Source organism: Pseudoalteromonas sp. 68 DY56-GL68 (assembly GCF_041414825.1).
GTDB lineage: Bacteria > Pseudomonadota > Gammaproteobacteria > Enterobacterales > Alteromonadaceae > Pseudoalteromonas.
On the sequence record NZ_JAOCZL010000020.1, the window covers coordinates 96523 to 121724 of the forward strand.

Sequence of the window (25202 nt, forward strand, 5' to 3'; positions counted from 1 at the left end):
ATGGCGGGTTATTTTTCGATTTTTTTAGTGTTGTTAACGCTTGGCTCAGGGCTAATCTGGTTAATTGACCATTTTATGTTTGCACCAAAGCGTCAACAACGCATCGCCCTTGCTCAAAATGCGTCGGGCGGTGAGCTAGACGAAGAAACTGCCGCATTAATTGCGCCAGAACCAAGTATTACTGAAACGGCAAAATCAATCTTCCCGATGATCGCCGCAATTACAATTTTTCGCTCATTTATTTTTGAGCCGTTTCAGATACCATCAGGTTCGATGATGCCAACGTTATTGGTTGGTGACTTTATATTGGTTCAGAAGTACTCATATGGTATTAAAGATCCAGTATGGCGCACTCAACTCGTTGATGTTGATGAGCCAGAGCGTGGTGATATAGTTGTATTTAAATATCCTTTGGATGAACGTGTTGATTATATTAAACGCGCTGTTGGTTTACCTGGGGATAAAATAGTTTATCGCAATAAGCACCTTTATATCCAACCTAAGTGTGAGGATGGAGCAACGCAGCAAGGTGAGTTGTTGTGTAATGAATACAATAAAATTGATATGGAAATTCTCAATAGTGACGAATTCAAGCAAGGGTCTATGAATTTAGTTCGCTTAGATGAAAATCTAGGCACAGTGAATCATAACATCTTGATTAACCCTGAAGCGCTTGAAATGAAAGGCCGTTATTATCAACAACCAGGTACACGCTCAGATGAGTGGGTTGTTCCTGCTGATCATTATTTTATGATGGGTGATAATCGTGATAACAGCCAAGACAGTCGCTTTTGGGGCTTTGTGCCAAAAGAAAACCTGGTAGGTAAAGCCGTCTTTATATGGATGAGTTTTGAATTTGAAAATGGCCCAGATGACTTCTTACCAAGCTGGGTTCCAACTGGTGTTCGTTTTGAACGCCTAGGTAATATTCAGTAACGATGAAAAAAAACGTAACAGAGTTATACAAAAAAATAGGTTATACATTCACTGATCAAGCCTTGCTTGAACAGGCGATGACGCACCGTAGCCATAAAGGTCAACATAACGAACGCTTAGAGTTTTTAGGTGATTCTATATTGAGCTTTGTGATTGCGAATGCGCTTTACAGCAAATTCCCTAAAGCGCGAGAAGGTGACTTAAGTCGCATGCGCTCAACCTTAGTGCGTGGTCAAACACTGGCTGAATTTGGCCTTGAGTTTGGCTTAGGTGATTACTTGCGTTTGGGCCCTGGTGAGCTTAAAAGCGGTGGTTTTCGCCGTGAATCGACCTTAGCCGACGCAGTCGAGGCCATTATTGGTGCCGTGTTTCTTGATTCAAACATTGAACAATGTGGTGAGTTGATTTTAAGCTGGTATGAATCGCGACTTGATGCAATTTCACCGGGTTTAAATCAGAAAGATCCAAAGACATTACTTCAAGAATACTTACAAGCGCGCAAGTTATCGTTACCAGGCTACACTGTTATTGATACAAAAGGTCAAGCGCACAATCAAACATTCACGGTTGAATGTATTGTTGAAGGGATGGATAGCATTATCTCAGTAGGTAGCTCGCGTCGTAAAGCGGAGCAAAAAGCTGCTGAAAAAGCCTTAAAGATACTTAAAAATGAATCTTGATGATTTAATTAGCAAAGAGCCTGCAGAGCTTGATACGCACTGCGGGATGATTGCCATTGTTGGCCGTCCAAATGTGGGTAAATCAACTTTACTTAACTACATTGTTGAGCAAAAGGTGAGTATTACCTCGCGTAAACCACAAACCACACGTCATCGTATTATGGGTATTCATACAGAAGGCAAATACCAAGCCGTGTATGTAGATACGCCAGGCTTACACGTTGACGAAAAACGTGCCATTAACCGTTTAATGAATCGTGCAGCATCAAGCTCAATTGGTGATGTGGAGCTGATCATTTTTGTGGTTGAAGGTACACACTGGAATGATGACGATGAGATGGTACTTAATAAAGTACGTCAAAGCGGTCGCCCAGTGTTATTGGTTATGAATAAAATTGACCAAGTAAAAGATCGTGATTTAGTACTGCCGCATATGCAGTTTTTGGGCGGTAAATTTGACTTCGTTGGTATCATGCCTGTCTCTGCAAAGCAGGGAAAAAATATTGAACTCATCAAAGATGAAGTGAAAAAGCGCTTACCGCTTTGTGAATTTTATTTCCCTGAAGACTATGTCACAGACCGTTCAATGCGCTTTATGGCGGCAGAAGTGATCCGTGAAAAGCTGATGCGTTTTATGGGTGATGAGCTTCCATATTCAGTGACGGTTGAAATCGAGCAATTTAAATGGCAAGAAAACGGTGTTTGGCAAATTAATGGTCTGATCCTCGTTGAGCGTGAAACGCAAAAGCGCATGGTCATTGGCAATAAAGGCGAAAAGCTTAAAGTGATTGGCCGTGAAGCTCGTAAGGACCTTGAAGACATGCTTGATAATAAAGTGTTCTTAGAGCTTTGGGTAAAAGTGAAATCAGGCTGGGCTGACGATGAGCGTGCACTACGTAGCCTTGGCTATGGTGAAGACTAAGTAAAGCCTACACGCCATGGATAGCGAATTCTACACAGCATACTTGCTGCATCGACGTCCTTTTAGTGACTCGCAAGTCATGCTAGATATGCTGGTAGAAGGCATTGGTCAGCTCAGAATGCTGGCTCGTATTAGTGGCCGCTTGGCCACTAAACACAAAGCACAACTGCAACCCTTCCAATCACTGCTGGTTAAGTACAGCGGCAAATCAGATTTAAAATACATTAATCACTTTGAACCCCATGACGGCCAAACTATGCTTACTGGCACCGAGCTCTATTGCGGTTTCTATTTGAACGAATTAACTAATCGTATCGTACCAATCAATGAGCCGATGGAAAGTGTTTATCATCTTTATAAGCAGCATTTAGACGAGTTATCGACAACTAAAAACCTACAAGCTGTGCTGCGCTCATACGAGTTTCAGTTACTTGAAATGCTTGGTTATGGCGTTGATTTCAGTGTGGATGCGCAAGGGGATGAAATTAACGATGCAGCAAATTACCAGTACTTTGCTGAATACGGCTTTTTATTGCATGACGACCCCCACAGTGGCTTTTCTGGAAAGCAATTAAATGCTATTGCTGCCCATGACTTTAGCGCGCCAGATGTGTTATATATGGCAAAGCAATTAAGCCGATATCTACTTAAGCCTTTACTTGGCAAAAAGCCATTAAAAAGCCGTGAGTTATTTATTAAGTAGGCTGAAACTCAGCCATGAATCGTTGTTTTAAACAGGTAAAAAAATGAAAGATATTCTTCTTGGTGTAAACGTTGATCATATTGCCACTTTACGTCAAGCGCGTGGCACAAGCTACCCAGATCCAGCCCATGCGGCCGCGGTTGCTGAACATGCAGGTGCAGATGGCATTACCATTCATTTACGTGAAGACCGTCGTCATATTCAAGATCGTGACGTGTATGTAATGGCAAAGACGATTCAAACACGTATGAACCTTGAAATTGCCGTGACTGATGAAATGATTGATATTGCCCTTGAAGTGAAACCAGCTTATGTGTGTTTGGTGCCGGAAAAGCGTGAAGAGCTTACTACCGAAGGCGGCCTTGACGTAGTGGGTAACTTTGAAAAAGTAAAAACAGCGACAGAAAAACTAACAGCAGCGGGTATTAAGGTGTCGTTATTCATTGATGCCGACAACGCGCAACTTGATGCTGCAAAAGCCTGTAATGCTCCATACGTTGAAATTCATACCGGTGCTTATGCTGATGCAGAAAATGACCAAGCGCTTCACACAGAGCTTGAGCGCATTCGTAGTGGCGTACAATATGCCGATAGCCTTGGTTTAATCGTCAATGCGGGTCATGGCCTTCATTACCACAACGTAAAACCGATTGCAGCAATGCCAGAAATCTACGAGTTGAACATTGGTCATGCGATTATTGCTCGTGCAGCAATTGATGGTTTAGAAAAAGCAGTGAGCGATATGAAGCGTTTAATGATTGAGGCGCGTTTATAATTGAGCTTTAGTCACTGAGTTTTAAAACGCGGAGCATGTTATACCAATCCGCAATAATACTTAATCATTTTGAGGGATTAAACCTGTTGCTACCGGCGTTAAAAATTTCTGATTTAGAACAACTAAATAACGAAATTTTTGCCTTGTTATCAACGAGGTTTTATTGCCTCAAAATAGACCACTTAATTAAGCGAATTGGTATTAAAACTGCTCCGCGTTTTTATTTGAGCAAATAAATGATCAACTGTGCAAGCACTGATGATAACAAGGGAGAAAGACATAGCAGGGCGGTTAAATATTGGTGCTTTTTCTTATAGTTCTGCAATACTTCGTCACCCAATGTCGATAGCTCTCCCTTTCTAATTGAATGGAAAATAATGGAGTTTGGTTTCTCCTTCATTAGCTCTGCTTTATTGTTATAGTCTTGCCATTGCTGTGTGTAGTTAGTCTTTACGTAATTATTAGCGACTTTGCTTAGCTTAGTATAAAGATGAAAAAACCAAGCGAGCGAAATCGCACTAAAGACGATAAGTAAAACAAAATACATCACAGCTCCTTATAAAATTCACATTTAGAGCATACAGCCGCATGCTGTTAGCCTTGCTGCTCAGTCATTCCCGCATCATTTAGCAAGTTATTGAGCTCATCAATCAACTCAAATAATTCAGGCTCAATGTAATTTAGGTCGCAATCACTTTTAAGTGAGGTTTCTAGCGTTTCGGCAAGTGATTTTAGCTTAGGTACACCAGTGTAGCAGCATGCACCATGGAACTTATGAACAATGCTAAGTACATGTTCACAGTCTTCTTTTTCAATTGCTTCATTAAGAAGGCGCAGAGTTTCCGGCACACTGAGTAGCAGCATATTAAGCATTTCAAGTGCGAGCTCTTCTTTGCCTCCTGCACGTTGTAGCGCGAGCTGCCAATCTAGGCGTATACTTTCAAAAGGAGGCTCCGATTGAGTTGTAACTGCTTTGCTCCGTTCTCTATTAATAGGCGACTGCGGACTGTGATCGCTGATTATTTGTTTTAACATGTCTTCATCAATTGGCTTAGTTAAATAACCTTTAAAGCCATCTTTGAGAAGTTGCTCTTTTTCACCGCTCAAAGCATGCGCCGTGACAGCAATGATTGGGGTATCTTCATTGAGTGAAGATTCACGAATAAGTTTGCATGCTGTAATACCATCCATAATAGGCATTTGGATGTCCATAAATATTAAGTCATACTTATGGCTTTTACTCAAGCTATAAGCTTGCGAACCGTTATGTGCTGTATCTATAAGTTCTATTTGCTCTTCAAGTAGGGTGCAAATAAGTTTTAAGTTAGCGTCGTTATCGTCAACAACCAGTACTTTTAGCGGCAATAACTTTTCATCGCCTTGTTCGATATTATGCACAGGGTGATCAAGCCGGTAAGGTGCAGCAAGCACTTCACATAGCTTACGGTGATTAAGCGGCTTACTTAAACAGGCGTCAGCACCGCTACCAACAAAAGCCTCACGCATATTGTGAGATACAGTGTTGAGCATAATGTATAAGTAGTCGGTTACAGGGCGTACAGCCTTTACATAACTCTTAAGTTGCTGCATATCGTCAATTGTTGCTGTGTGGCCAATGATACAAATGTCGTAGCTAAAGTCCTTGTTGATTTCATTGAGAAAGCTTTCTTCATCGGTACAAGGTGTGACCTGTGTTTGCCATTCATTTAACAATGATAATGTTGCTTGGTGAGTATGCTCGTGAGGTTCTAAATAAAGAATACGCTTATTGATCAGTGACTGTGTTGGTAAATCACTGGTAATCGAATTGCTTGGTGTTCTAAATACAGCATTAAAGGTAAAGCAGGTGCCATTTCCGGGTGCTGAGTTTAAGGTTATTCGACCATTCATGGCTTCAACAATGTGTTTAGTAATAATCAAACCAAGGCCTGTGCCGCCAAACTTACGCGTAATACTTGAATCAGCTTGGCCAAATGGGGTGAATAGGGCGTCTTGTTTATCCATTGGAATGCCCACCCCTGTATCGGTGACTGATACCAAGATAGATGCGCGTTCTTCATCTAATAAACGATGACCAACATCCACTTTTATAGAACCTTTTTCGGTGAATTTTATGGCGTTGCTTAAAAGATTAATCAAAACTTGTTTAAAGCGTGTTGGGTCGCCGGTGAGGTTATCAGGCACATGCGGATGGATAAATATTGATAACTCTAGCTGCTTTTCATGGGCACTAGGCGCAAGTAAGGTCAGCACCTCATTGATTGTATCGCGAAGTTGAAACTGCATTGACTCCAACTCCATCGCACCCGCTTCTAACTTAGAGAAATCTAAAATATCACTGATAATCGTCATTAAGCTATTTGCAGAAAGCTCTATGGTATCTAAGTAATCTTTTTGATGCTTATTAAGCGGTGTTTTATATAACTGGCGAGTAAAGCCAATTACCCCATTTAGAGGCGTTCTGAGTTCATGACTCATTTTTGCTAAAAAGTCAGACTTAACACGGTTAGCATCTTGTGCGTCTTTTTTAGCAATACTTAACTGAATATTTTGTGTTTCATATTGTTCAAGGGTTTCGCGGTAATCAGAGGTTGCCTGGTCAATATGCTTTTGCATTTCGTCTCGTTGCATCACCATGGTGTGCGAAATTGTATTGAGCCCTTCTCGAAGTAGTTCAAATTCGCCAAACATTTTCTTGTCGAGGCCGGTATCAACTTTACCTTCAATTAACTTATCGGTAGCGAGTACTAACTTATTAAGAGGCTGAACAAACATGCGAGTTAGCCTAAATGCTAAAATTGTGGCAAGTACCAAGGCTAAAATAATAACAATTCCACTTACAAGTAGTGCGCGTTGCTGGCCGATAATTGCTTGCTGCTTGTTAAGCATAATGACGACAGTGCCAAGTGATGCTTGGTAACTATGATGATTCCAAATCATGTCTTGGCGACTATGATTAATAATAGCCGTTGAGAAGGTTAAATAATGCTTAGAGCTTTTGACATTGATACCCTCAAGTGCTGCCGAGTTGTTTGTATCGATATCTTTAAATTCATTTTGATACTTACTAAAAATAACCAGTTCGTTATTTTCATCAAATATGGCGATCGACTGTATAGCAGGGGCGTGTTTGTTATGGGTATGACTTACCAAGCGTGTAAGTAAAGTTTTATTACGCTTTAGCAGAGGTTGCTCTACGGCAATGGCAAGTGGCTCGATAATTGTTACACCTTGTTGATATAAAATTTCATCGAGCTCAATGTAACGATTTATTGTAAAATAACCGCCCAGCAACAAGCCTATGATCACAGTCGGTATCAAGGTTAGGGTTAAGACTGAATCACGTAAGCCAAATTTAGTCATAAAATAGGTTGTTGTCATTATTATCGTTGTTTAAGAGTATATACTTACTCCCGCTTTATCAATAATTAAGGTGTTGTCCGATGGCACAGATTTTCAAAGCCAAGAAGAAATCCGTTTCACAAAAAATGATCACGTTATCGGTTACAGCAATGGATCATCAAGGGCGTGGGGTTGCAAAACATAATAATAAAGTGTGTTTTGTAAATGGTGCGCTGCCAAGTGAAGAGGTTAAAGCGCAACTTGTTGAAGACAAAGCTCGTTTTGCCAGCGCAGATTGTAAAAAAGTGCTTCATGCATCTGAGTATCGAGTTAAACCATTTTGTGAACATTATCAGGTGTGTGGGGGATGTCAGTTACAGCACTTAGATGCTTCTCAACAATTAGTTGAGAAGCAAGCTGCTGTGAGTCAGCTGTTTGCGAAGTTTGCTAAGGTCACTCGCTTAAACTGGGAAAAGCCACTGACCAGTGATATGCAGCATTACAGGCGTTCGGCTCGCATTGCTGTAATGCATGATAAAGCAGCTAAAAAAATGCGTGTAGGTTATCGTGCACAAGGCTCGAAGCAACTGGTGAGTATTAATCAATGTGATGTGTTAACTAGCACATTTAGTGATTTATTTACCCTATTTGATTTACTTATCAATACGCACAAAGGCTTACAAAGTATAACTCACTTGCAATTGTGTGAGGCTGATAATGCTGCTTTTGTGGTTATCCGGCATACAAAACCAATAAGTGAAGAGCTTAAGTCATTAGTTGCTCAAGCTTGCCAAGAACAACAATGGTTAATTGTTTGGCAATCAGAAAGTGGGCAGATTGATCAGTCACACTATCCGATGCCGTACTACACTATACCTAAATATGATTTAACCTTTGAATTTGGCCTTGAAAACTTTATTCAAGTTAATCCACAAGTGAATCAAGCTATGCTTAATCAAGCAAAAGAGTGGTTAGATTTGCAAGGTCATGAACAAGTGTTGGATTTGTTTTGTGGAATTGGTAATTTTTCATTACTGCTTGCAAAGTATGCAAAACACGTTATTGGTGTCGAAGGAGTAGATTCTGCGGTTGCATTAGCGAAACAAAATGCGCACACTAACTCATTATCGAATACTGATTTTTACTGCTTTGATTTAACTCAATCGATGCAATCTGCTGCTTGGTTTAGTGCTGAACTTGATGTGTTAGTACTTGACCCATCACGCACAGGTGCGATGGCTATTTTAGAGCAATTACCGCTTACTCAGTTTAAAACGATTTTATATGTCTCTTGTGATCCTGTTACTTTAGCCCGTGACAGTGCAATTATGTTACAAGCAGGCTTTAGCATTAAAAAAATTGGGCTTATGAATATGTTTCCACATACGGGGCATATCGAAACAATGGCGTTATTTCACAGGAGGTAAAGCGCACTATGGTAGCTACTAGACAATCACATCAGCTTACAAAGCAGAGTGATTTTGCCAGCCGTATCGAGCTGTTAGCGCTAACAGAAGACAAAACTACCTTATTAGAGCAGGCTCATGAGCTGTGCCTACATTGTGACGATACGAAACGTCAGAATACCGCCATTGAAATGGTGGAGATTTTAGCTGAACTGAATTTAGATGCGGACTCATTGGCTACGGCATTTTTGACGCCTTACTTCTTAGCTGAAAAAATTTCGATTGAGACAGTCACAGAAAAGCTAGGTAATCACGTTGCGTTATTACTTACAGGCGTAAGCCAAATGGCGACGATCAGTACCTTGGCTCACCAAGGCAAGGGCACTGTGCAAATCGACAATATCCGCCGTATGTTGTTGGCCATGGTTGAAGATGTGCGTGCCGTGGTGATTAAGTTAGCGGAACAAGTATGCCACTTACGTGATGTGAAAAACGCCAGTGAAGAAGAGCGTGTCATTGCCGCTAAGGAAACACGCGATATCTTTGCGCCTCTTGCTAACCGCTTAGGAATTGGTCAGCTTAAATGGGAGCTTGAAGATCTTTCGTTCCGTTACCTGCACCCAGACACCTATAAAAACATCGCAAAACAGCTTGATGATAAGCGCCTTGCTCGTGAAGCTTACATGGAAAACATGGTTGCTTTAGTAAAATCACGCTTGGCTGAAGCGGGTATTGAAGGTGAAGTATATGGTCGACCTAAACATATCTACAGTATTTACAAAAAAATGGCGCAAAAGAACTACGAGTTCGACCAGCTTTTTGATATTCGCGCTATGCGCATAGTGGTAGAGCGCCTGCAAGATTGTTACGCGGCATTAGGTATCGTGCATACTAATTGGCGCCATTTAAATAAAGAATTTGACGATTATATTGCAACGCCAAAACAAAATGGCTATCAGTCAATCCATACCGTGGTATTTGGCCCTGAAGGCAAAACTGTTGAAATTCAAATTCGCACAAGCGAAATGCATCAAGATGCCGAGTTGGGTGTGGCTGCGCATTGGATGTATAAAGAAGGTGCATTGCCAGGACGTGGTTCAGGCTACGAGCAAAAAATTAGTTGGTTACGTAAATTACTACAATGGCAAGAAGAGGTTGTTGATGGTAGTGACTTAGCTGAAGAGCTTAAAAACCAAGTAGTTGAAGACCGTGTTTATGTGTTCACGCCAAAAGGCGATATTTTCGATTTACCACTGGGTGCAACACCGCTTGATTTTGCTTACTACATTCATTCAAATGTGGGACATCGCTGTATAGGTGCGAAAATTTTCGGCAAAATAGTGCCGTTTACCCATCAACTTAGCACCGGCGATCAAGTTGAAATTTTAACGCAAAAACAAGCTAATCCAAGTCGAGACTGGTTAAATCCATCCCTAGGTTATATTAAGTCGTCACGCGCTCGCTCAAAAATACATCATTGGTTTAAACAGCTTGATCGCGATAAAAACTTAAGTGCAGGTAAAGAAATTCTTGAAACTGAGCTGCAAAAACTGGAGCTGACAACAAAAGATTTAACCCCTGCAATTGAGCGTTTTAACTTGCGTGGCCTAGATGACTTAATGGTGGCCGTTGGTGCTGGGGATGTGCGTCTTAATCAACTTCTCAACTTTATCAGTGACCGTGATGACGATGAGCCACAAATAAAACTCAAAAAGCCAAAAAATGTCAATGGTGATAAAAACGGCATTGTGGTGGATGGCGTCGGTAGCTTAATGAGTCACGTTGCTAAGTGCTGCCGACCAGTACCAGGTGATGAAATCATCGGTTACATTACCCAAGGCCGTGGTATTGCCGTACACCGTGAAGACTGTGATTCATTTAATAAACTAAAAGAGAAACACCCAGAGCGAGTGATTTCTGTGAGTTGGTCTGATGATGTTAACGGCTCATATGCGTTGACGATTAAAGTTGAAGCAACCGATAGATCAGGACTTATTAGAGACATTAGTTCTGTGCTTGCGAATGAAAAAGTGAATGTGCTCAATATGAATGTCAACACCGTTGAAGATAAGCAATTAGCGCTATTCTCAATGCAAGTTGAAGTGCACGACTTATCGAGCACGAACCGCTTATTGTCTAAATTACATCAAATTGAAGGTGTGCATGATGCAAAGCGTGGACACGCATAATGTCAGATAAACAGATTATTGAGCAGTCATTAGCGATAATGGAAAAACTACGGGACCCAGAATCAGGGTGCCCGTGGGATTTAAAACAAGACTTTAAATCAATAGTGCCGCACACCCTTGAAGAAGCTTACGAAGTTGCAGACTGCATTGAAAAAGGTGAGCTTAGCGAGCTTAAAAGTGAGCTTGGTGATTTACTGTTTCAAGTCATTTTTTATGCGCAACTTGCTAAAGAGCAGGGCTTATTTGATTTTGCCGATGTGGCAAATACGCTTAATGAGAAATTAGTTCGTCGTCATCCACATGTCTTTGCAGAGCAAAGTGAGCTGACCGACGCTGAACTTTCGGCGCAGTGGCAGGCTATAAAAGCTCAGGAGCGAGCAGAAAAAACAGCTTCACCGCAAATGAGCCTTTGGCAAGATATTCCAGATGCTATGCCTGGGCTTTCTAAAGCAAAAAAAATTCAACAACGCGTGGCGAGCTTAGGGTTTGATTGGCCAAGTTATCATGGTGCGTTAGATAAAGTTGCTGAAGAAATTGATGAAGTTAAAGAAGCCCTTGAACAGGACCCATATTCTGAGCACAGCGCAGAAGAGTTAGGTGATTTATTATTTGCAACGGTCAATGTTGCCCGTCATCTAAAACGCGATCCTGAGCAATTGCTTCGAAATGCCAATAGAAAGTTTACATCACGTTTTGAAAAAGTTGAGGCTTATTTAAGTACGCGAGGGCAAAGCCTAGAAACAGCAACACTAGAGCAAATGGATGAGGCGTGGGAAGCAATTAAACTGCCTACGAAGTAACATGCTTCGAAGTGGTTTTTCCCGCGCTCGTTTTTTGTGCACTAATTTGCTAATTTTATCTGGATTGATAGCAGTCCCTTTGCTATAATATCGCCCCGTCTTGATTCTATATTATTCCTTTTAATTCCTGATATTCTAGGGTTCGCATGAGTACAAAATTTATCTTCGTTACTGGCGGGGTTGTTTCTTCGTTGGGTAAAGGTATTGCAGCAGCGTCATTAGCCGCTATTTTAGAAGCACGTGGTCTAAACGTGACTATTTTAAAGCTGGATCCTTATATCAACGTTGACCCAGGCACTATGAGCCCAATTCAGCACGGTGAAGTATATGTTACTGAAGACGGTGCAGAAACTGACCTTGATTTAGGTCACTATGAGCGTTTCATCCGTACCAAGATGACTAGCCGCAACAACTTCACACAAGGTCGTGTTTATGAAGATGTGCTACGACGTGAGCGTCGTGGTGAGTACCTTGGTGCAACTATTCAGGTTATCCCACACATCACAAACGATATTAAGCAACGTGTATACGACGGTGCAGAAGGTAGCGATGTCGCTATCGTTGAAATCGGTGGTACAGTGGGTGACATTGAGTCACAACCGTTCTTAGAAGCAATTCGTCAGCTTGGCACTGAAATCGGCCGTGAGCGCGCATTGTTTATCCACCTGACGCTTGTGCCATTCTTAGGCCCTGCAGGTGAAGTGAAAACGAAACCAACGCAACATTCAGTTAAAGAGTTGCGTTCGATTGGTATTCAGCCAGATATCTTAATCTGTCGTTCTGATCGTAAATTACCGAATAACGAGCGTGCAAAAATCGCACTTTTCACTAACGTTGAAGAGAAAGCGGTTATTTCATTACCTGACGTAGAAAGCATCTATAAGATCCCTGCGTTACTTAAGTCACAAGAACTTGATAACTTCGTATGTCGTCGTTTCTACCTTGAGTGCCCTGAAGCAGATTTATCTGAGTGGGAGCAAGTGTTATATCAAGAGTCTAACCCAACAGGTGAAGTGACAATTGGTATGGTAGGTAAATACATCGAACTACCAGATGCGTATAAATCAGTAAACGAAGCATTAAAGCATGCGGGTCTTAAAAATCGCTTAACGGTGAACATCGAGTACGTTGATTCACAAGACTTAGAAAGCAAAGGGACTGAGTTACTGTCTCACCTTGACGCTATCTTAGTACCAGGTGGCTTCGGCGGCCGTGGTGTTGAAGGTAAGATTTTAGCGGCTAAATATGCACGTGAAAACAAAGTTCCTTATTTAGGCATTTGTTTAGGTATGCAAGTGGCGCTCATTGAATATGCGCGTAACGTTGCTGGCCTTGAAGGTGCAAACTCAACCGAGTTCAATGCTAAATCAGCACACCCTGTGGTTGGTTTAATCACTGAGTGGCAAGATGCTGACGGTAACGTTGAAATTCGTGATGAGCAATCTGACTTAGGTGGCACTATGCGTTTAGGTGCACAGAAGTGTCATTTAATCGCAGGTTCTAAAGTAAGCGAAGTATATGGTAGTGACGAAATTGTAGAACGTCACCGTCACCGTTACGAAGTAAACAACCACTATGTAGAGCAGCTTGAGAAAGCTGGTTTGAGTTTCACTGGTTTATCTGAAGATAAGAAACTAGTCGAAATCATCGAGAATAAAGATCACCCTTGGTTTATTGCCGCGCAATTCCACCCGGAATTCACGTCAACACCACGTGATGGTCACCCGCTGTTTGAAGGGTTTGTTGCAGCTGCACACACTCACCAAAAAGCGTCATCGTAATTTAAATAGGCCGTGCTATATGCACGGCTTATTTGTTTTAAAAAGCCAGCAGGAATAAAGCTGGCACAAACTCACCATTTTCGGGAAAAGAGGAATCAAGATGTCAGAAATCGTAAAAGTGATTGGTCGCGAAATCATGGACTCGCGTGGTAACCCAACTGTTGAAGCTGATGTACATTTAGCTGATGGTTCATGGGGCCGTGCTGCAGCACCCTCTGGTGCATCAACAGGTACTCGCGAAGCGCTTGAATTACGTGATGGTGATAAAGCACGTTATCTAGGTAAAGGTGTTTTAAAAGCGGTAGGCTATATCAATAACGAAATCGCTGAAGCGCTTAAAGGTCAAAACGCAGTTGATCAACAAGCTGTTGACCAAGTAATGTTAGATTTAGACGGCACTGAAAACAAAGAAAAATTAGGTGCTAACGCTATCTTAGCAGTATCTTTAGCAACGGCTAAAGCAGCTGCAAACTCTAAAGGCGTAGAGCTTTATGAGCACATTGCAGACCTAAACGGCACACCAGGTGTTTACTCAATGCCATTACCTATGATGAACATCATCAACGGTGGTGAGCACGCAGATAACTCTGTTGATATTCAAGAGTTTATGATTCAGCCAGTGGGCGCAACAAACTTCCGCGAAGCGTTACGTATGGGCGCTGAAGTATTCCACAGCTTAGCTAAAGTGCTTAAAGCCGAAGGCCATTCTACATCGGTAGGTGATGAAGGTGGTTTTGCACCAAACCTTGAATCAAACGAAGCGGCACTTGCTGCAATCAAGGTGGCTGTTGCAAATGCAGGTTATGAGCTTGGTAAAGATATCACACTCGCTCTAGACTGCGCGGCATCTGAGTTCTACGACAAAGAAGCAAATATCTACGACCTTAAAGGCGAAGGTAAAAAATTCACTTCTGAAGAATTCAACCACTTCCTTAAAGGCCTTACTGAGCAATACCCAATTGTGTCAATTGAAGACGGCTTAGATGAGTCTGATTGGGATGGTTTCGCACACCAAACACAACTAATTGGCGACAAAGTACAATTAGTAGGTGACGACCTTTTCGTTACTAACACGAAGATCTTAAAGCGTGGTATTGATAACGGTATTGCTAACTCAATCCTAATCAAGTTCAACCAAATCGGTTCATTAACTGAAACGCTTGCTGCTATCAAAATGGCTAAAGACGCAGGCTTCACAGCTGTTATCTCACACCGTTCAGGTGAAACAGAAGATGCAACAATTGCTGATTTAGCAGTAGGTACTGCAGCTGGTCAAATCAAAACAGGTTCATTAAGTCGTTCTGACCGTATTGCTAAGTACAACCAATTACTTCGCATTGAAGAAGTATTAGGTGAAAAAGCACCTTACAACGGTCTTAAAGAGGTTAAAGGTCAGTAATCTGACTTAGCTCATTAAGATTTTAAAAACCTCCTTCGGGAGGTTTTTTTATAACTGAAATTGCTGTTTTAGGATCTCGCCGGTAAAGCTGGTTTTTAAGTAAAAACCACGGGGTAAGGTTTGTATTATCTGGCCATTCGGGCCAATTGCATCGGTCAGTGCTTTGCTATTAGCAGCTTTTGGCCGTATTTGCATAACATCGCCCAAATGACCCGAAATTTCATCCACGCGACCAAGGGCGATTAGCTCCATTTGTTCTTCCCAATCACGCTGTAAAAGAGCATCTTGCTCTGCGCTTGGCTGCCATAAAAAGCCACTGCCGATAGTACGGTGAAAAGGCAGTATTTCGCGCTCGCCTAAAATAGGTAGCCATAAAACATGATTGAGCTTTTTACGTACCGTACTTTGCTGCCAAATCATGCCTGTTACATTCAGTAGCGGTGTTACAGAAACAAAGGTTGTTTCGAGCGGCTTTCCTTTAAATGAGATTGGCAGAGTTTTAAGCTCAATGCCTAAATCTTCAAAATCAGGTGTTGGTTTAGAGCCCGCCGTTGCGCCAAGTACATATTCGATTAGTTGACCGGTCCAGCCTTTTTCACGTAGTAAATCGTCAGGAGTTTTGAACTGATATTGCTCGGCTAGCTGCCCTAGGGTGAGGCCAGCAATAGCATCAACACGTTGCATTAATTCGTTTATAGAAGCGGGTTTTATTGGTCGCATAAGGCGTTTATTTGATTGTCTAATTAACCATATCATGATAGCAAATACGCGTCTTAGTGGATATCTTTGTGTTTGGGTGTTTTTTGCTCATGGTTAAGTTGAACTAAAAATAAGCACTAATAAAAACGCTTGTTAACTTTTAACTTATTGAAATTTATAATTTTTAGTTTCTTTGAGTCTCATATGGGATTAAGAAACGAAAAAGTTGTCTGTATAAATACAGATATATAAACACGTTTATCCACAGTTTCTGTGGAGAAACTGCAATTTAAAATGCACTATTGTGGATTTGTTTGCAAAATAGCCATGTTTTATAAAAGTTATGCACAAGCTGTGGGTAAGCTGGTTGAAATACTGTTGTAAATAGCTATTTTGTGTAAAAGACCTATTTTTACAAGAATAGAATTGTAAGGTATTGATTATGTGGATTTGTTAAAAACATTATTTTATATCTTGCAGGATGTTAGATGTAATAGTGTTTGCTGTATCGCAGGTTATGTGGAACAATCAATAAAAATCGACTTACAAATGAGGCACTAAGGTGATTGATGCCGAAGGTTTTCGTGCCAATGTCGGAATTGTGATTTGCAATAATCAGGGACAAGTATTTTGGGCTCGTCGCTACGGTCAGCACTCTTGGCAATTTCCCCAAGGTGGTGTGGACGACGGTGAAACGGCCGAGCAAACCATGTACAGAGAATTACACGAAGAAGTAGGCTTGCTTCCTGAAGATGTTGAAATCGTTGCAAGTTCAAAACATTGGTTACGTTATAAATTACCCAAACGTTTAATTCGCAGAGACTCAAGTCCTGTGTGTATTGGACAAAAGCAAAAATGGTTTTTACTTAAACTACGTTGCAAAGATGAAGATGTAGACTTACTTAAAACACATCATCCTGAGTTTGATGATTGGCGTTGGGTGAGTTATTGGTATCCTGTGCGACAAGTTGTATCATTTAAGCGCGATGTTTATCGCCGTGTAATGAAAGAGTTTGCACCATTAGCGATGCCATTTAATAAACGAGAACAACATAAAGAGAATTGGCGACAGAGACGATAAAGGTCACTTTATTTAAATACAAGGAGCAGCATCATGTTAGCCACGCTCAGATCCATTGCTGAGGCTGTGTCGCAACAAGCGGACTTAGACAGTGCGCTGGCGTGTTTTGTGAAAATGGTAAAAGAAGCCATGCAAACACAGTGCTGCTCAATTTATTTTGCCGATTACAGCCAAGACAACTTTGTATTAATGGCCACGCAAGGTCTTAACCCTGATGCAGTCGGTAAGTTTCGTATCGGTTTTACAGAAGGGCTCGTTGGCCTTGTTGCTCAGCGTGAAGAGCCTATAAATATCGCGTTTGCAAAGTCTCATCCCCGCTTTAAACTCTCTCCAGAGGTCAATGAAGAAGGTTACAATGCTTTCTTGTCAGTGCCTGTAGTGCATCAAAAAAAGGTGCTGGGCGTCATTGTTGTACAGCAAAAGCTTGCCCGTGTATTTAGTCCAGATGAAGAGTCTTTTTTAATTACTTTGTCTGCACAACTGGCCTCACAACTTGCTCATGCTGAAATTAAGGAAGTGCTAAGGCTCGACGAGTTTTCACATCAAACCTCCGTATTAAAAGGGGTTTCGAGCGCTCCAGGGATCGCTATAGGCCAAGCGTTTGTTGTTTTACCTAAGCTTGACTTTACTTCAATAGAGTTACAAAAAGACGAGGACGTAAGCACACAACGCAAACTTTTTACACAAGCTGTTGCCGCTACTCGCAATGAATTTAATACGCTGTCTATGACGTTAAGCGATTCAATTCCTAAAGAAGCGTTAGCAGTCTTTGATGTTTACCAACAATTACTTGATGCCAAAAGCTTAGGGCAGAATGTTGAAGCCCAGTTACAACAGGGCTGGAGTGCAAAAAGCGCGTTGAAAATTGTGATTGAAAAGTTAGTTGCACAGTTTAATGCTATGCAAGATCCTTACATCAAAGAACGAGCAATTGATGTAAAAGACATAGGTTTGCGTGTGCTACATCATCTAGTCAATACAGAATATGCAGCTAAACCATACCCTAAAGATACAATTTTAATTGCCAGTACATTAACACCCGCTATGCTTGCCGAAGTACCAAAAGGGCATTTGGCAGGGGTTGTGAGTGTTAATGGGGCTGCAAATAGTCATGCCTCTATTTTGACTCGTGCAATGGGGATTCCCGCTATTTGGGGCATTGAAGATCTACCATTATTGCAGTTTGATGGAAAACCTATGATTTTAGATGCTTACGCAGGGCGTTTATATATCTCTCCATCACAATCGCTGCACGATAAATACAGTCAGCTTAAATACCAAGAAGCCCTTTTAAATGATCGCTTTTTAGCTGAGCAAGATCTTGAGGCCATTACCTTAGACGGTGAACATATCAGCTTGCTTTTAAACGCGGGTCTTGAGATGAATACTGAGCATGATAATAAACGCTTGTGTGACGGTGTTGGTTTATATCGAACTGAAGCTTGGTTTATGCAAAAAGGCCAATTCCCGTCTCAATCAGATCAAGAACATTGGTATCGAGAGGTGCTAACATGTTATCACCCCAATCCTGTGGTGATGCGTACGTTAGATATTGGCGGCGATAAAGTTTTAGACTACTTCAATATCAGTGAAGAAAACCCATTTTTAGGCTGGCGTGGTATTCGCGTAACGCTTGATCACCCTGAGCTCTTTTTAGATCAACTCAAAGCTATGCTTAAAGCGAATATAGGTTTGGGTAATTTAAAAATAATGTTGCCTATGATTAGCGGAACAGAAGAGGTTGAAGAGTCACTTAAGCTTTTAGAGCAGGCTTATTTTGAGCTTGAAGAGCAATTTCCAGAGCAAGCAATTGAGCGACCAGAAATAGGCGTGATGTTAGAAGTACCCTCTAGCGTCTTTATGCTTGAAGAGTGGTCGCAAAAAGTCGATTTTTGCTCTGTGGGCAGCAACGACTTAACGCAATATATGCTCGCAGTTGATCGTTCAAATGCGCGTGTTGCAGAGTTATTTAACCCGTATCATCCAAGTGTGCTCAGAGTATTGCTTAAAGTAGCGCAAGAGTGTCAAAACCATGAATTGCCATTTAGTTTGTGTGGTGAACTTGGAGGAGACCCCGAAGGCGCTTTATTACTAATAGCAATGGGCTATCGTCGTTTAAGTATGAACTATGCATCGATTAGTAAAATTAAGTTTGTATTACGGCGTCTTAAAGTCAGTGATATGGAACACTTACTTCAGCAGTGTCTTATTCAACCTACCGCCAAGCACGTATTACGTCTAACCCGAAATTTTATGATTGAACATCAACTCGGTGAGTTATTTTACACACCTAGCCAAGAGCATACATGATCGGAAATTGTGCTGTGAAGCACCTATACCCAAGCCACCTCAAGATGTAGAATTCAGCGTTTCATAGGTGCTTAATATCAAGGCGTTACTTTGCAACAATGGCAGTCCCTTTTAAGAAGTAACAACGATGAGAGTAAGTGCCTGTGAAATGCCCAAAGGGTTGGTTTAAAAGCGATTTATACTGCGTTATTGATTTTAACAATAGAACCACTATTACTTGCAATCAATGCCTTGCCTAAATCGCTTTTAATTCCAACTGAAACTCGCATCTTGAGGTGGTTTGGGTATATATATTAGTTTAATATATGTATATAACAAAGTGAATATATGAGTGTTTTATGCATGATGTAATACTTTTGATGGCTTACTGCGCAATTTTAGGCAGTGTTGTTGGCTTTTTAGCAGGACTGCTTGGTATTGGCGGTGGTTTAATTATTGTGCCTGCGCTGAGCGCATTACTTGTGGCTTTTAATGTAGCTGATTCTGAGCATGTATTAGTGATTGCCATTGCGACATCGCTTGCTTCTATTATTTTTACATCAACCTCTTCAGCGTTTGCTCATCATCGCAATGCTAACGTCCCTTGGGAAATAGCGCCTTGGGTTATGACAGGAGTTGGCATTGGTGCCCTTATCAGTGGGTTTGCAGCGAGTTTAATTCCCGAGCAATTATTACGTTTTGTGTTTGCAGGAAGTGTTGTGTTTATTGCACTGCGTATGGTGCTATCAACACGAAAAAAAGCGGCAAGTGAAAAACCTTTACCACAGGGTCCTATTCTTGGTTTTTTATGTGCCATAATGGGCGCGCTATCGGGTTTAATCGGTATTGGTGGTGGCGCACTCATTGTGCCGTTACTGCATTATTTCTCTGTAGATATAAAAAAGGCCATCGGTTGTGCTGCGGCTTGTGGTATTGTCATTGCGTTATTTGGCTCAGTTGGTTATGTATCAGCAGGTTGGCAGGTAACTTCTTTGAGTGATGGTTTTGCGGGATTTGTATATCTGCCTGCGTTACTAGGCATCGTAGTTACTTCGTCGCTAATAGCGCCAATAGGTGCTAAAGCCACTCATTACTTGCCGGTGACAACAATAAAAAAAGTATTCGCGTTATTACTTGTAATAATTGCACTTAAAATGGTGTTTAGTTAAAGGTTTTTATTTTTATGGCTCTTCAATTTCCAGATATTGATCCGGTTATTTTTTCAGTAGGACCCCTCAGCGTGCGTTGGTACGGCTTAATGTACTTAATTGGTTTTGCGTTAGCGATGTGGCTTGCTAATCGTCAAGCTGCAAAACCAAACTCAGGGTGGACCAAAGAACAGGTTAGCGATTTACTTTTTTACGGGATGTTAGGGGTTATTCTTGGTGGCCGAATAGGTTATGTATTGTTTTACCAGTTTAGCTACTTTATTGAAAATCCACTTTATTTATTTAGAATCGATCAAGGGGGCATGTCTTTTCATGGCGGAACCCTTGGTGTTATCAGCGCAATAGCAATATTTGCATGGACGCGTAAAAAGTCACTGTTCGAGGTAGGTGATTTTGTAGTGCCACTGGTGCCGTTAGGCTTATTAGCAGGGCGCATTGGTAACTTTATAAATGGTGAGCTTTGGGGTCGTGTAACAGATGTCCCTTGGGCATTTGTATTCCCAACAGGTGGGCCAGAGCCGCGTCACCCGTCACAACTTTACGAAGCGTTTTTAGAAGGATTGGTGTTATTTTTAATCCTGCAGTGGTTTATTAAAAAGCCACGTCCAGCAGGCAGTGTTGCCGGTCTTTTCTTGTTGGGTTACGGCACGTTTAGGTTCATTGTTGAATATTTCCGTGAGCCAGATGCCCACTTAGGTTTATTTGCTGGTGTGATTTCGATGGGCCAAATACTTTCTCTTCCCATGGTAATTGGTGGTCTAGGTTTGATAATATGGGCCTATAAAAAGCCGCAGCAACGCGTCTCTAGCAAAGCATAACAAGAGCATAGCAATGAAACAGTATTTAGATTTATGTCAACGCATTGTTGATGAAGGTGTGTGGGTAGAAAATAAGCGCACAGGCACTAAGTGTTTAACCGTAATTAATGCCGACCTTGAATATGATGTGGCAAATAATAAGTTTCCGCTTATCACAACGCGTAAAAGTTTTTATAAAGCGGCTATTGCTGAGCTTTTAGGTTATTTACGCGGTTATGACAGTGCCGCGCAGTTTCGTGACATCGGCTGTATGACATGGAACGCGAATGCGAACGAAAACAAAGCGTGGCTTGATAACCCACATCGTCGTGGCGAAGACGACATGGGGCGTGTTTACGGTGTTCAAGGGCGCAGTTGGCAACGCCCTGATGGTAGCCACCTTGATCAGCTTAAAAAGGTCATCGATAATTTATCAAAAGGCATTGACGACCGTGGTGAAATTATCACCTTTTATAACCCAGGTGAGTTTGAACTTGGTTGTTTACGTCCTTGTATGCATACCCATACCTTTTCTTTGTTAGGTGATACTCTATACTTAACCTCATACCAACGTAGCTGTGATGTGCCGCTTGGATTGAATTTTAATCAAATTCAATGCTTTGTATTGTTAGCTTTGGTTGCGCAAATTACCGGCCATAAAGCTGGTAAGGCGTATCATAAAATTGCCAATGCGCACATCTATGAGAACCAGTTAGAGTTGATGCGTGATGTACAGCTTAAGCGTGAGCCTTTTGCATCGCCAGAACTGAAGATTAACCCAAATATAAAATCGCTGGACGATATAGAAACATGGGTTACAAAAGATGATTTTGAAGTCGTTGGCTATCAGTGCCATGATGCGATTAAATATCCGTTTTCAGTTTAAGAATAATAAATTTAAGGAGAAATCATGAAAGCAGTGATCCCAGTTGCTGGACTTGGTACGCGCATGCTACCCGCAACAAAAGCCATACCGAAAGAAATGTTGCCTATTGTTGACCGTCCTTTAATTCAATACGTTGTAAATGAAGCGATTTCAGCAGGGATTACAGAAATTGTTCTTGTTACGCATTCGAGTAAAAACTCGATCGAGAACCATTTTGACACCAGCTTTGAATTAGAGGCAACCCTTGAAAAACGTGTAAAACGTCAGCTACTTGCTGAGGTACAGTCTATTTGTCCAAAAGGCGTTACTATTATTCAAGTACGTCAAGGGGAAGCGAAGGGGTTAGGACACGCAATTAACTGTGCTGCGCCTATTATTGGTGATGAGCCATTTGTTGTTATATTGCCTGATGTCATTATTGACGATGTGGCGAGCGACCTTAAAAAAGACAACTTAGCTGAAATGATCAACCGCTTTGAAAGTACCGGTGAAAGCCAAATAATGGTTGAGCCAGTACCGCATAATGAAGTTGATAAATTTGGTGTTGTTGACTTAGGTGATGTAAAAATTAAGCAAGGTGAAAGTGCTGCAATTCTAAATATGGTTGAAAAGCCGCCTGTCGACCAAGCTCCATCAAATTTAGCAGTGGTTGGTCGTTACGTGCTAAGCAAGAATATTTGGCCATTACTTGCCAAAACGCCTGCAGGGGCAGGCGATGAAATCCAGTTAACGGATGCCATTGCTATGCTTATGGAAAAAGAAACCGTGGATGCTTACTCAATGAAAGGCAAAAGCCATGATTGCGGCAGCAAAATTGGTTATTTGAAAGCAATTGTTGAATTTGCCTTACGCCGTGATGAATTTAAAGGCGAGTTGACTGAGTTTATAAAGTCGCTAGCTAAATAACTGTTTACCATAAAGTAATTAAAGTTAATAAAAAGTGCCTATATGGCACTTTTTTATTATTTACATAACAGATGTAATTGTTGATTATTACTCAATTGGGGACTTTTCTGATATATCTTTATCTTAACGTGTTGTTAATATGAAAGTTAAGTAAAGCACTTACCAAACAGCCAAGGGTAGCTAAATTAAGCTATACTTTGTAAAAATACCTTTAACGAAATTAATTTTTATTGCTTTAGGTCATCTAATATGAAAACTTAAGCAATAAGTTTTTGTTATGGCTAATAAAGTACAGTACTAAAAATATAACAAAAAATAGTACGCGAGATTCTTTAAATTAAGTTTAACTTTTAGTGCACTTAAAGGTGAAAAACACATGCGCGCAGTCAGCCCTGTGAACAAGCAAATTGACAATGGTATATTTTAGAATCATGTTTATGAAACATTGCATCAAGCCTTTGCAACATAGTATGTGTTTGTTGGCATTACTATTAGTGTCTGGTTGCAGCAGTGATTCTTTAGTATCTCTTCAAAATAATAAATTAGCCGCATTGAGTGCCTCTATCAAGGTGGTTACTTTTGTTGGTGAGCAATTTGATTCGCCTTTTTTTCTAAAAGCAAATATGCACACCAGCGGTTCAGCTCCGATTGATCCCCCAACACATTTATCAGCTGTCAAGACGAGTGGTGTTCAGAGCTCAGGATCAATCAGCGCCCAGCATAACTACTTATTTGCTCTTCAACTCGCGTCAGTTAATAGCGAAAAAAGCTTAGCGATTGCACTTAGAAAAATGCAAAGACTTGCCCCCCATATTTTTCAGGGCTCCCCAATTTTGAATATGGAAGTTGCAGATATAGATCAGCACACCTACTACCGTTTGAAATTTGGCGGTTATAAATATTTGAAGAACGCGAAAGCTGACTGTGAAGCTATTAAGCGCCAAGGGATTGATTGCTGGGTAAGTAGCTATACAGATAACCGAGTGAACTTTTAGCTTTTATTCAAAGAATGGTTTTTCTATCTGAAATTCGACAGGTACAAGTGCTATAATGGCACTTTTTTTGCTTGGAAGTAGAGTCGTTTTTTAGGGTGAGCTTTTAATGAGTCGGTTTATTGTCTTTACACTTTTTATTTTACTACAGGCGTGTAGTTTCTCAGATCCAAACTCTTACGAAGAGTCAGATATTAATCGTGAGGAGCTTCAACAACTTTTAGTTGAGTGGGAAACTAAAAAAGAACAAATAGATCATTTAAATACCATTGAAGCTGATTTGTTGATGCTAATACAAGCACTCGCTGTACAAGTTGATGTTGATAAACTGCCTAAAAAGCTGCAAAGCGATCCTAAAGTTGTTAGCTATGGTAGCACTGAGCAGGTGTCTACAACGGCAAATCAAAATTTGAATGAAACCACAAATACGGAATCACCTATCCATGGTGTGAAAATTGGCAGTTACTTAGTTGAGCGGGGAGTGAGAGCCCAATTAGGTCGACTTAAAAATCGTTATCCTAATCTTTATACTATGCTTCGTTATAAAATGAATACGCAATCATCAGCCTCTAAAACACTTTATAGCCTTGTCGCTGGGCCGCTACAAACAGAGCAAGAGGCGAGCAAACTCTGCCAAGTTTTTGAACTTATTTATAGCCATTGTGAGACCACAGAATTTAAAGGCGTTGATTTGTAATTTATCGTTTTACTCTTTTTGATTTAAAACAATAAAAAAAGTACATTTTTTCCTAATAAAATAATGCATTTTGCCGATACTTAATTTAACCTGAATAAAAGGTTGAAACTTTTTATCATATCTTAGGAATGCATATGAAAAACTCAATAAAGATAGCAGCACTAATGACCTCATCAGCACTTTTAACGTTTAACGTTGTTGCTGAGCAAACTACTTTTCAAGCTGGTGTAACGGTACAAAACGCGTTTACATTGCAAAAAGACAGCGACCTAGATTTTGGTACAATTCGCGCCAAAGCAGATACAACATCGGGAGAAACAGCAACGTTAGTGTTATCAGCTAACCCTGCAACATCTGCGACGACAGCCAGCACAAATGCTGCTTTAGCTGAAATTGCTATCCTTGTACCTGGTACACCAGCGTCATTCAGTGTTTCAGGTGTATCACCTTTTGCAACCTTAAACATTACAAACCCAACTGAGACGGCCATCGCACCTGACTCAGCACCAGCTGGCACTGCTGGCTTTGTGTTAGCTTCGCCTACCTATTATGTATTAACAGGCGCAAACCCTAACTCTGCAGCCACAACAACAATCCAAGTAGATGCCAATGGTGAGGCAACATTCAATGTGGGTGGAACACTAACAACAGATGCCACAACTCCGGCTCTCGATTATATTGATGGTACTTATAGCGGTACATTTACACTGCAATTAGATTACTAACATAGAGTGCCTGCTAAGTGTTAGCAGG

The 25202-nt window shown here is 41.0% G+C and carries 22 protein-coding genes; 19 read left to right on the forward strand and 3 right to left on the reverse strand.

Translation table 11 applies throughout. The annotated features are described in order from the left end of the window. From lepB to pdxJ, 5 genes are read left to right on the forward strand one after another with little or no spacing between them, the layout of a single operon-like run. Window positions 1–936 carry a signal peptidase I gene (gene lepB / locus NYF15_RS12285; protein ID WP_062569659.1) on the forward strand — a complete coding sequence of 312 codons (936 nt, stop codon included), beginning with the start codon at window positions 1–3 and terminating at the stop codon, window positions 934–936. Window positions 937–938: 2 nt separating this feature from the next. Further along, window positions 939–1616, forward strand: a complete 678-nt coding sequence (gene rnc, locus NYF15_RS12290; RefSeq protein WP_062569660.1) for a ribonuclease III — start codon at window positions 939–941, stop codon at window positions 1614–1616. After that, window positions 1606–2538: a GTPase Era gene (era, locus tag NYF15_RS12295; protein ID WP_130150424.1), complete on the forward strand. Its 933-nt coding sequence runs from the start codon at window positions 1606–1608 to the stop codon at window positions 2536–2538. Before rnc ends, era begins: the two co-directional genes overlap by 11 nt. A gap of 16 nt (window positions 2539–2554) precedes the next feature. After that, a complete protein-coding gene (gene recO / locus NYF15_RS12300) occupies window positions 2555–3241 on the forward strand; it encodes a DNA repair protein RecO (RefSeq protein WP_371353728.1) in 687 nt (228 codons plus the stop codon). A 43-nt stretch (window positions 3242–3284) separates the two neighbouring features. Continuing rightward, window positions 3285–4016: a pyridoxine 5'-phosphate synthase gene (gene pdxJ, locus NYF15_RS12305; RefSeq protein WP_062569663.1), complete on the forward strand. Its 732-nt coding sequence runs from the start codon at window positions 3285–3287 to the stop codon at window positions 4014–4016. 220 nt (window positions 4017–4236) lie between these two features. On the opposite strand, the gene NYF15_RS12310 is transcribed toward pdxJ, so the two are convergent. Together NYF15_RS12310 and barA are read right to left on the reverse strand one after the other, a co-directional pair. Beyond that, window positions 4237–4563, reverse strand: a complete 327-nt coding sequence (locus tag NYF15_RS12310) for a hypothetical protein (protein ID WP_371353729.1) — start codon at window positions 4561–4563, stop codon at window positions 4237–4239. Between the two features lie 47 nt (window positions 4564–4610). Continuing rightward, window positions 4611–7379 (reverse strand): two-component sensor histidine kinase BarA, encoded by a 2769-nt coding sequence (gene barA, locus NYF15_RS12315; RefSeq protein WP_371353910.1) that lies wholly within the window; start codon window positions 7377–7379, stop codon window positions 4611–4613. Window positions 7380–7459: 80 nt separating this feature from the next. Here barA and rlmD point away from each other — a divergent pair, with 80 nt between their 5' ends. From rlmD to eno, 5 genes are all read left to right on the forward strand, one after another. Then, window positions 7460–8785 carry a 23S rRNA (uracil(1939)-C(5))-methyltransferase RlmD gene (rlmD, locus tag NYF15_RS12320; RefSeq protein ID WP_371353730.1) on the forward strand — a complete coding sequence of 442 codons (1326 nt, stop codon included), beginning with the start codon at window positions 7460–7462 and terminating at the stop codon, window positions 8783–8785. A gap of 8 nt (window positions 8786–8793) precedes the next feature. Continuing rightward, a complete protein-coding gene (gene relA, locus NYF15_RS12325) occupies window positions 8794–10953 on the forward strand; it encodes a GTP diphosphokinase (RefSeq protein WP_371353731.1) in 2160 nt (719 codons plus the stop codon). Further along, a complete protein-coding gene (mazG, locus tag NYF15_RS12330; RefSeq protein ID WP_130150429.1) occupies window positions 10953–11753 on the forward strand; it encodes a nucleoside triphosphate pyrophosphohydrolase in 801 nt (266 codons plus the stop codon). Before relA ends, mazG begins: the two co-directional genes overlap by 1 nt. Window positions 11754–11899: 146 nt before the next feature. Then, on the forward strand, window positions 11900–13534 hold the full coding sequence (locus NYF15_RS12335) for a CTP synthase (RefSeq protein ID WP_062569668.1): 1635 nt from the start codon (window positions 11900–11902) through the stop codon (window positions 13532–13534). Window positions 13535–13634: 100 nt separating this feature from the next. After that, entirely contained in the window at window positions 13635–14933 is a 1299-nt protein-coding gene (gene eno / locus NYF15_RS12340) for a phosphopyruvate hydratase (protein ID WP_062569669.1), read from the forward strand. A gap of 48 nt (window positions 14934–14981) precedes the next feature. Here the strand turns inward: eno and mutH are convergent, their stop codons facing one another. Continuing rightward, the gene (mutH, locus tag NYF15_RS12345) at window positions 14982–15653 is read right to left on the reverse strand and encodes a DNA mismatch repair endonuclease MutH (protein ID WP_341803103.1); all 672 of its coding nucleotides are present in this window, start codon (window positions 15651–15653) and stop codon (window positions 14982–14984) included. 541 nt (window positions 15654–16194) lie between these two features. Here mutH and rppH point away from each other — a divergent pair. From rppH to NYF15_RS12390, 9 genes are all read left to right on the forward strand, one after another. After that, window positions 16195–16713, forward strand: coding sequence for an RNA pyrophosphohydrolase (rppH, locus tag NYF15_RS12350; protein WP_062569670.1), 519 nt, complete (start codon window positions 16195–16197; stop codon window positions 16711–16713). 33 nt (window positions 16714–16746) lie between these two features. Continuing rightward, window positions 16747–19023, forward strand: coding sequence for a phosphoenolpyruvate--protein phosphotransferase (gene ptsP, locus NYF15_RS12355; protein ID WP_130150432.1), 2277 nt, complete (start codon window positions 16747–16749; stop codon window positions 19021–19023). 338 nt (window positions 19024–19361) lie between these two features. Then, window positions 19362–20171 carry a sulfite exporter TauE/SafE family protein gene (locus tag NYF15_RS12360; protein WP_193987656.1) on the forward strand — a complete coding sequence of 270 codons (810 nt, stop codon included), beginning with the start codon at window positions 19362–19364 and terminating at the stop codon, window positions 20169–20171. A 14-nt stretch (window positions 20172–20185) separates the two neighbouring features. Continuing rightward, on the forward strand, window positions 20186–20989 hold the full coding sequence (gene lgt / locus NYF15_RS12365) for a prolipoprotein diacylglyceryl transferase (protein ID WP_130150434.1): 804 nt from the start codon (window positions 20186–20188) through the stop codon (window positions 20987–20989). A 13-nt stretch (window positions 20990–21002) separates the two neighbouring features. Further along, window positions 21003–21854 carry a thymidylate synthase gene (locus NYF15_RS12370; protein WP_237118110.1) on the forward strand — a complete coding sequence of 284 codons (852 nt, stop codon included), beginning with the start codon at window positions 21003–21005 and terminating at the stop codon, window positions 21852–21854. 24 nt (window positions 21855–21878) lie between these two features. After that, complete coding sequence (galU, locus tag NYF15_RS12375) at window positions 21879–22760, forward strand: UTP--glucose-1-phosphate uridylyltransferase GalU (RefSeq protein WP_371353732.1); 882 nt, start codon at window positions 21879–21881, stop codon at window positions 22758–22760. 437 nt (window positions 22761–23197) lie between these two features. Further along, window positions 23198–23755: an SPOR domain-containing protein gene (locus NYF15_RS12380; RefSeq protein ID WP_371353733.1), complete on the forward strand. Its 558-nt coding sequence runs from the start codon at window positions 23198–23200 to the stop codon at window positions 23753–23755. Between the two features lie 106 nt (window positions 23756–23861). Beyond that, window positions 23862–24449 carry an SPOR domain-containing protein gene (locus NYF15_RS12385; protein ID WP_371353734.1) on the forward strand — a complete coding sequence of 196 codons (588 nt, stop codon included), beginning with the start codon at window positions 23862–23864 and terminating at the stop codon, window positions 24447–24449. Window positions 24450–24583: 134 nt separating this feature from the next. After that, window positions 24584–25174: a DUF4402 domain-containing protein gene (locus NYF15_RS12390; RefSeq protein WP_371353735.1), complete on the forward strand. Its 591-nt coding sequence runs from the start codon at window positions 24584–24586 to the stop codon at window positions 25172–25174. The last annotated feature ends 28 nt before the right edge of the window (window positions 25175–25202 follow it).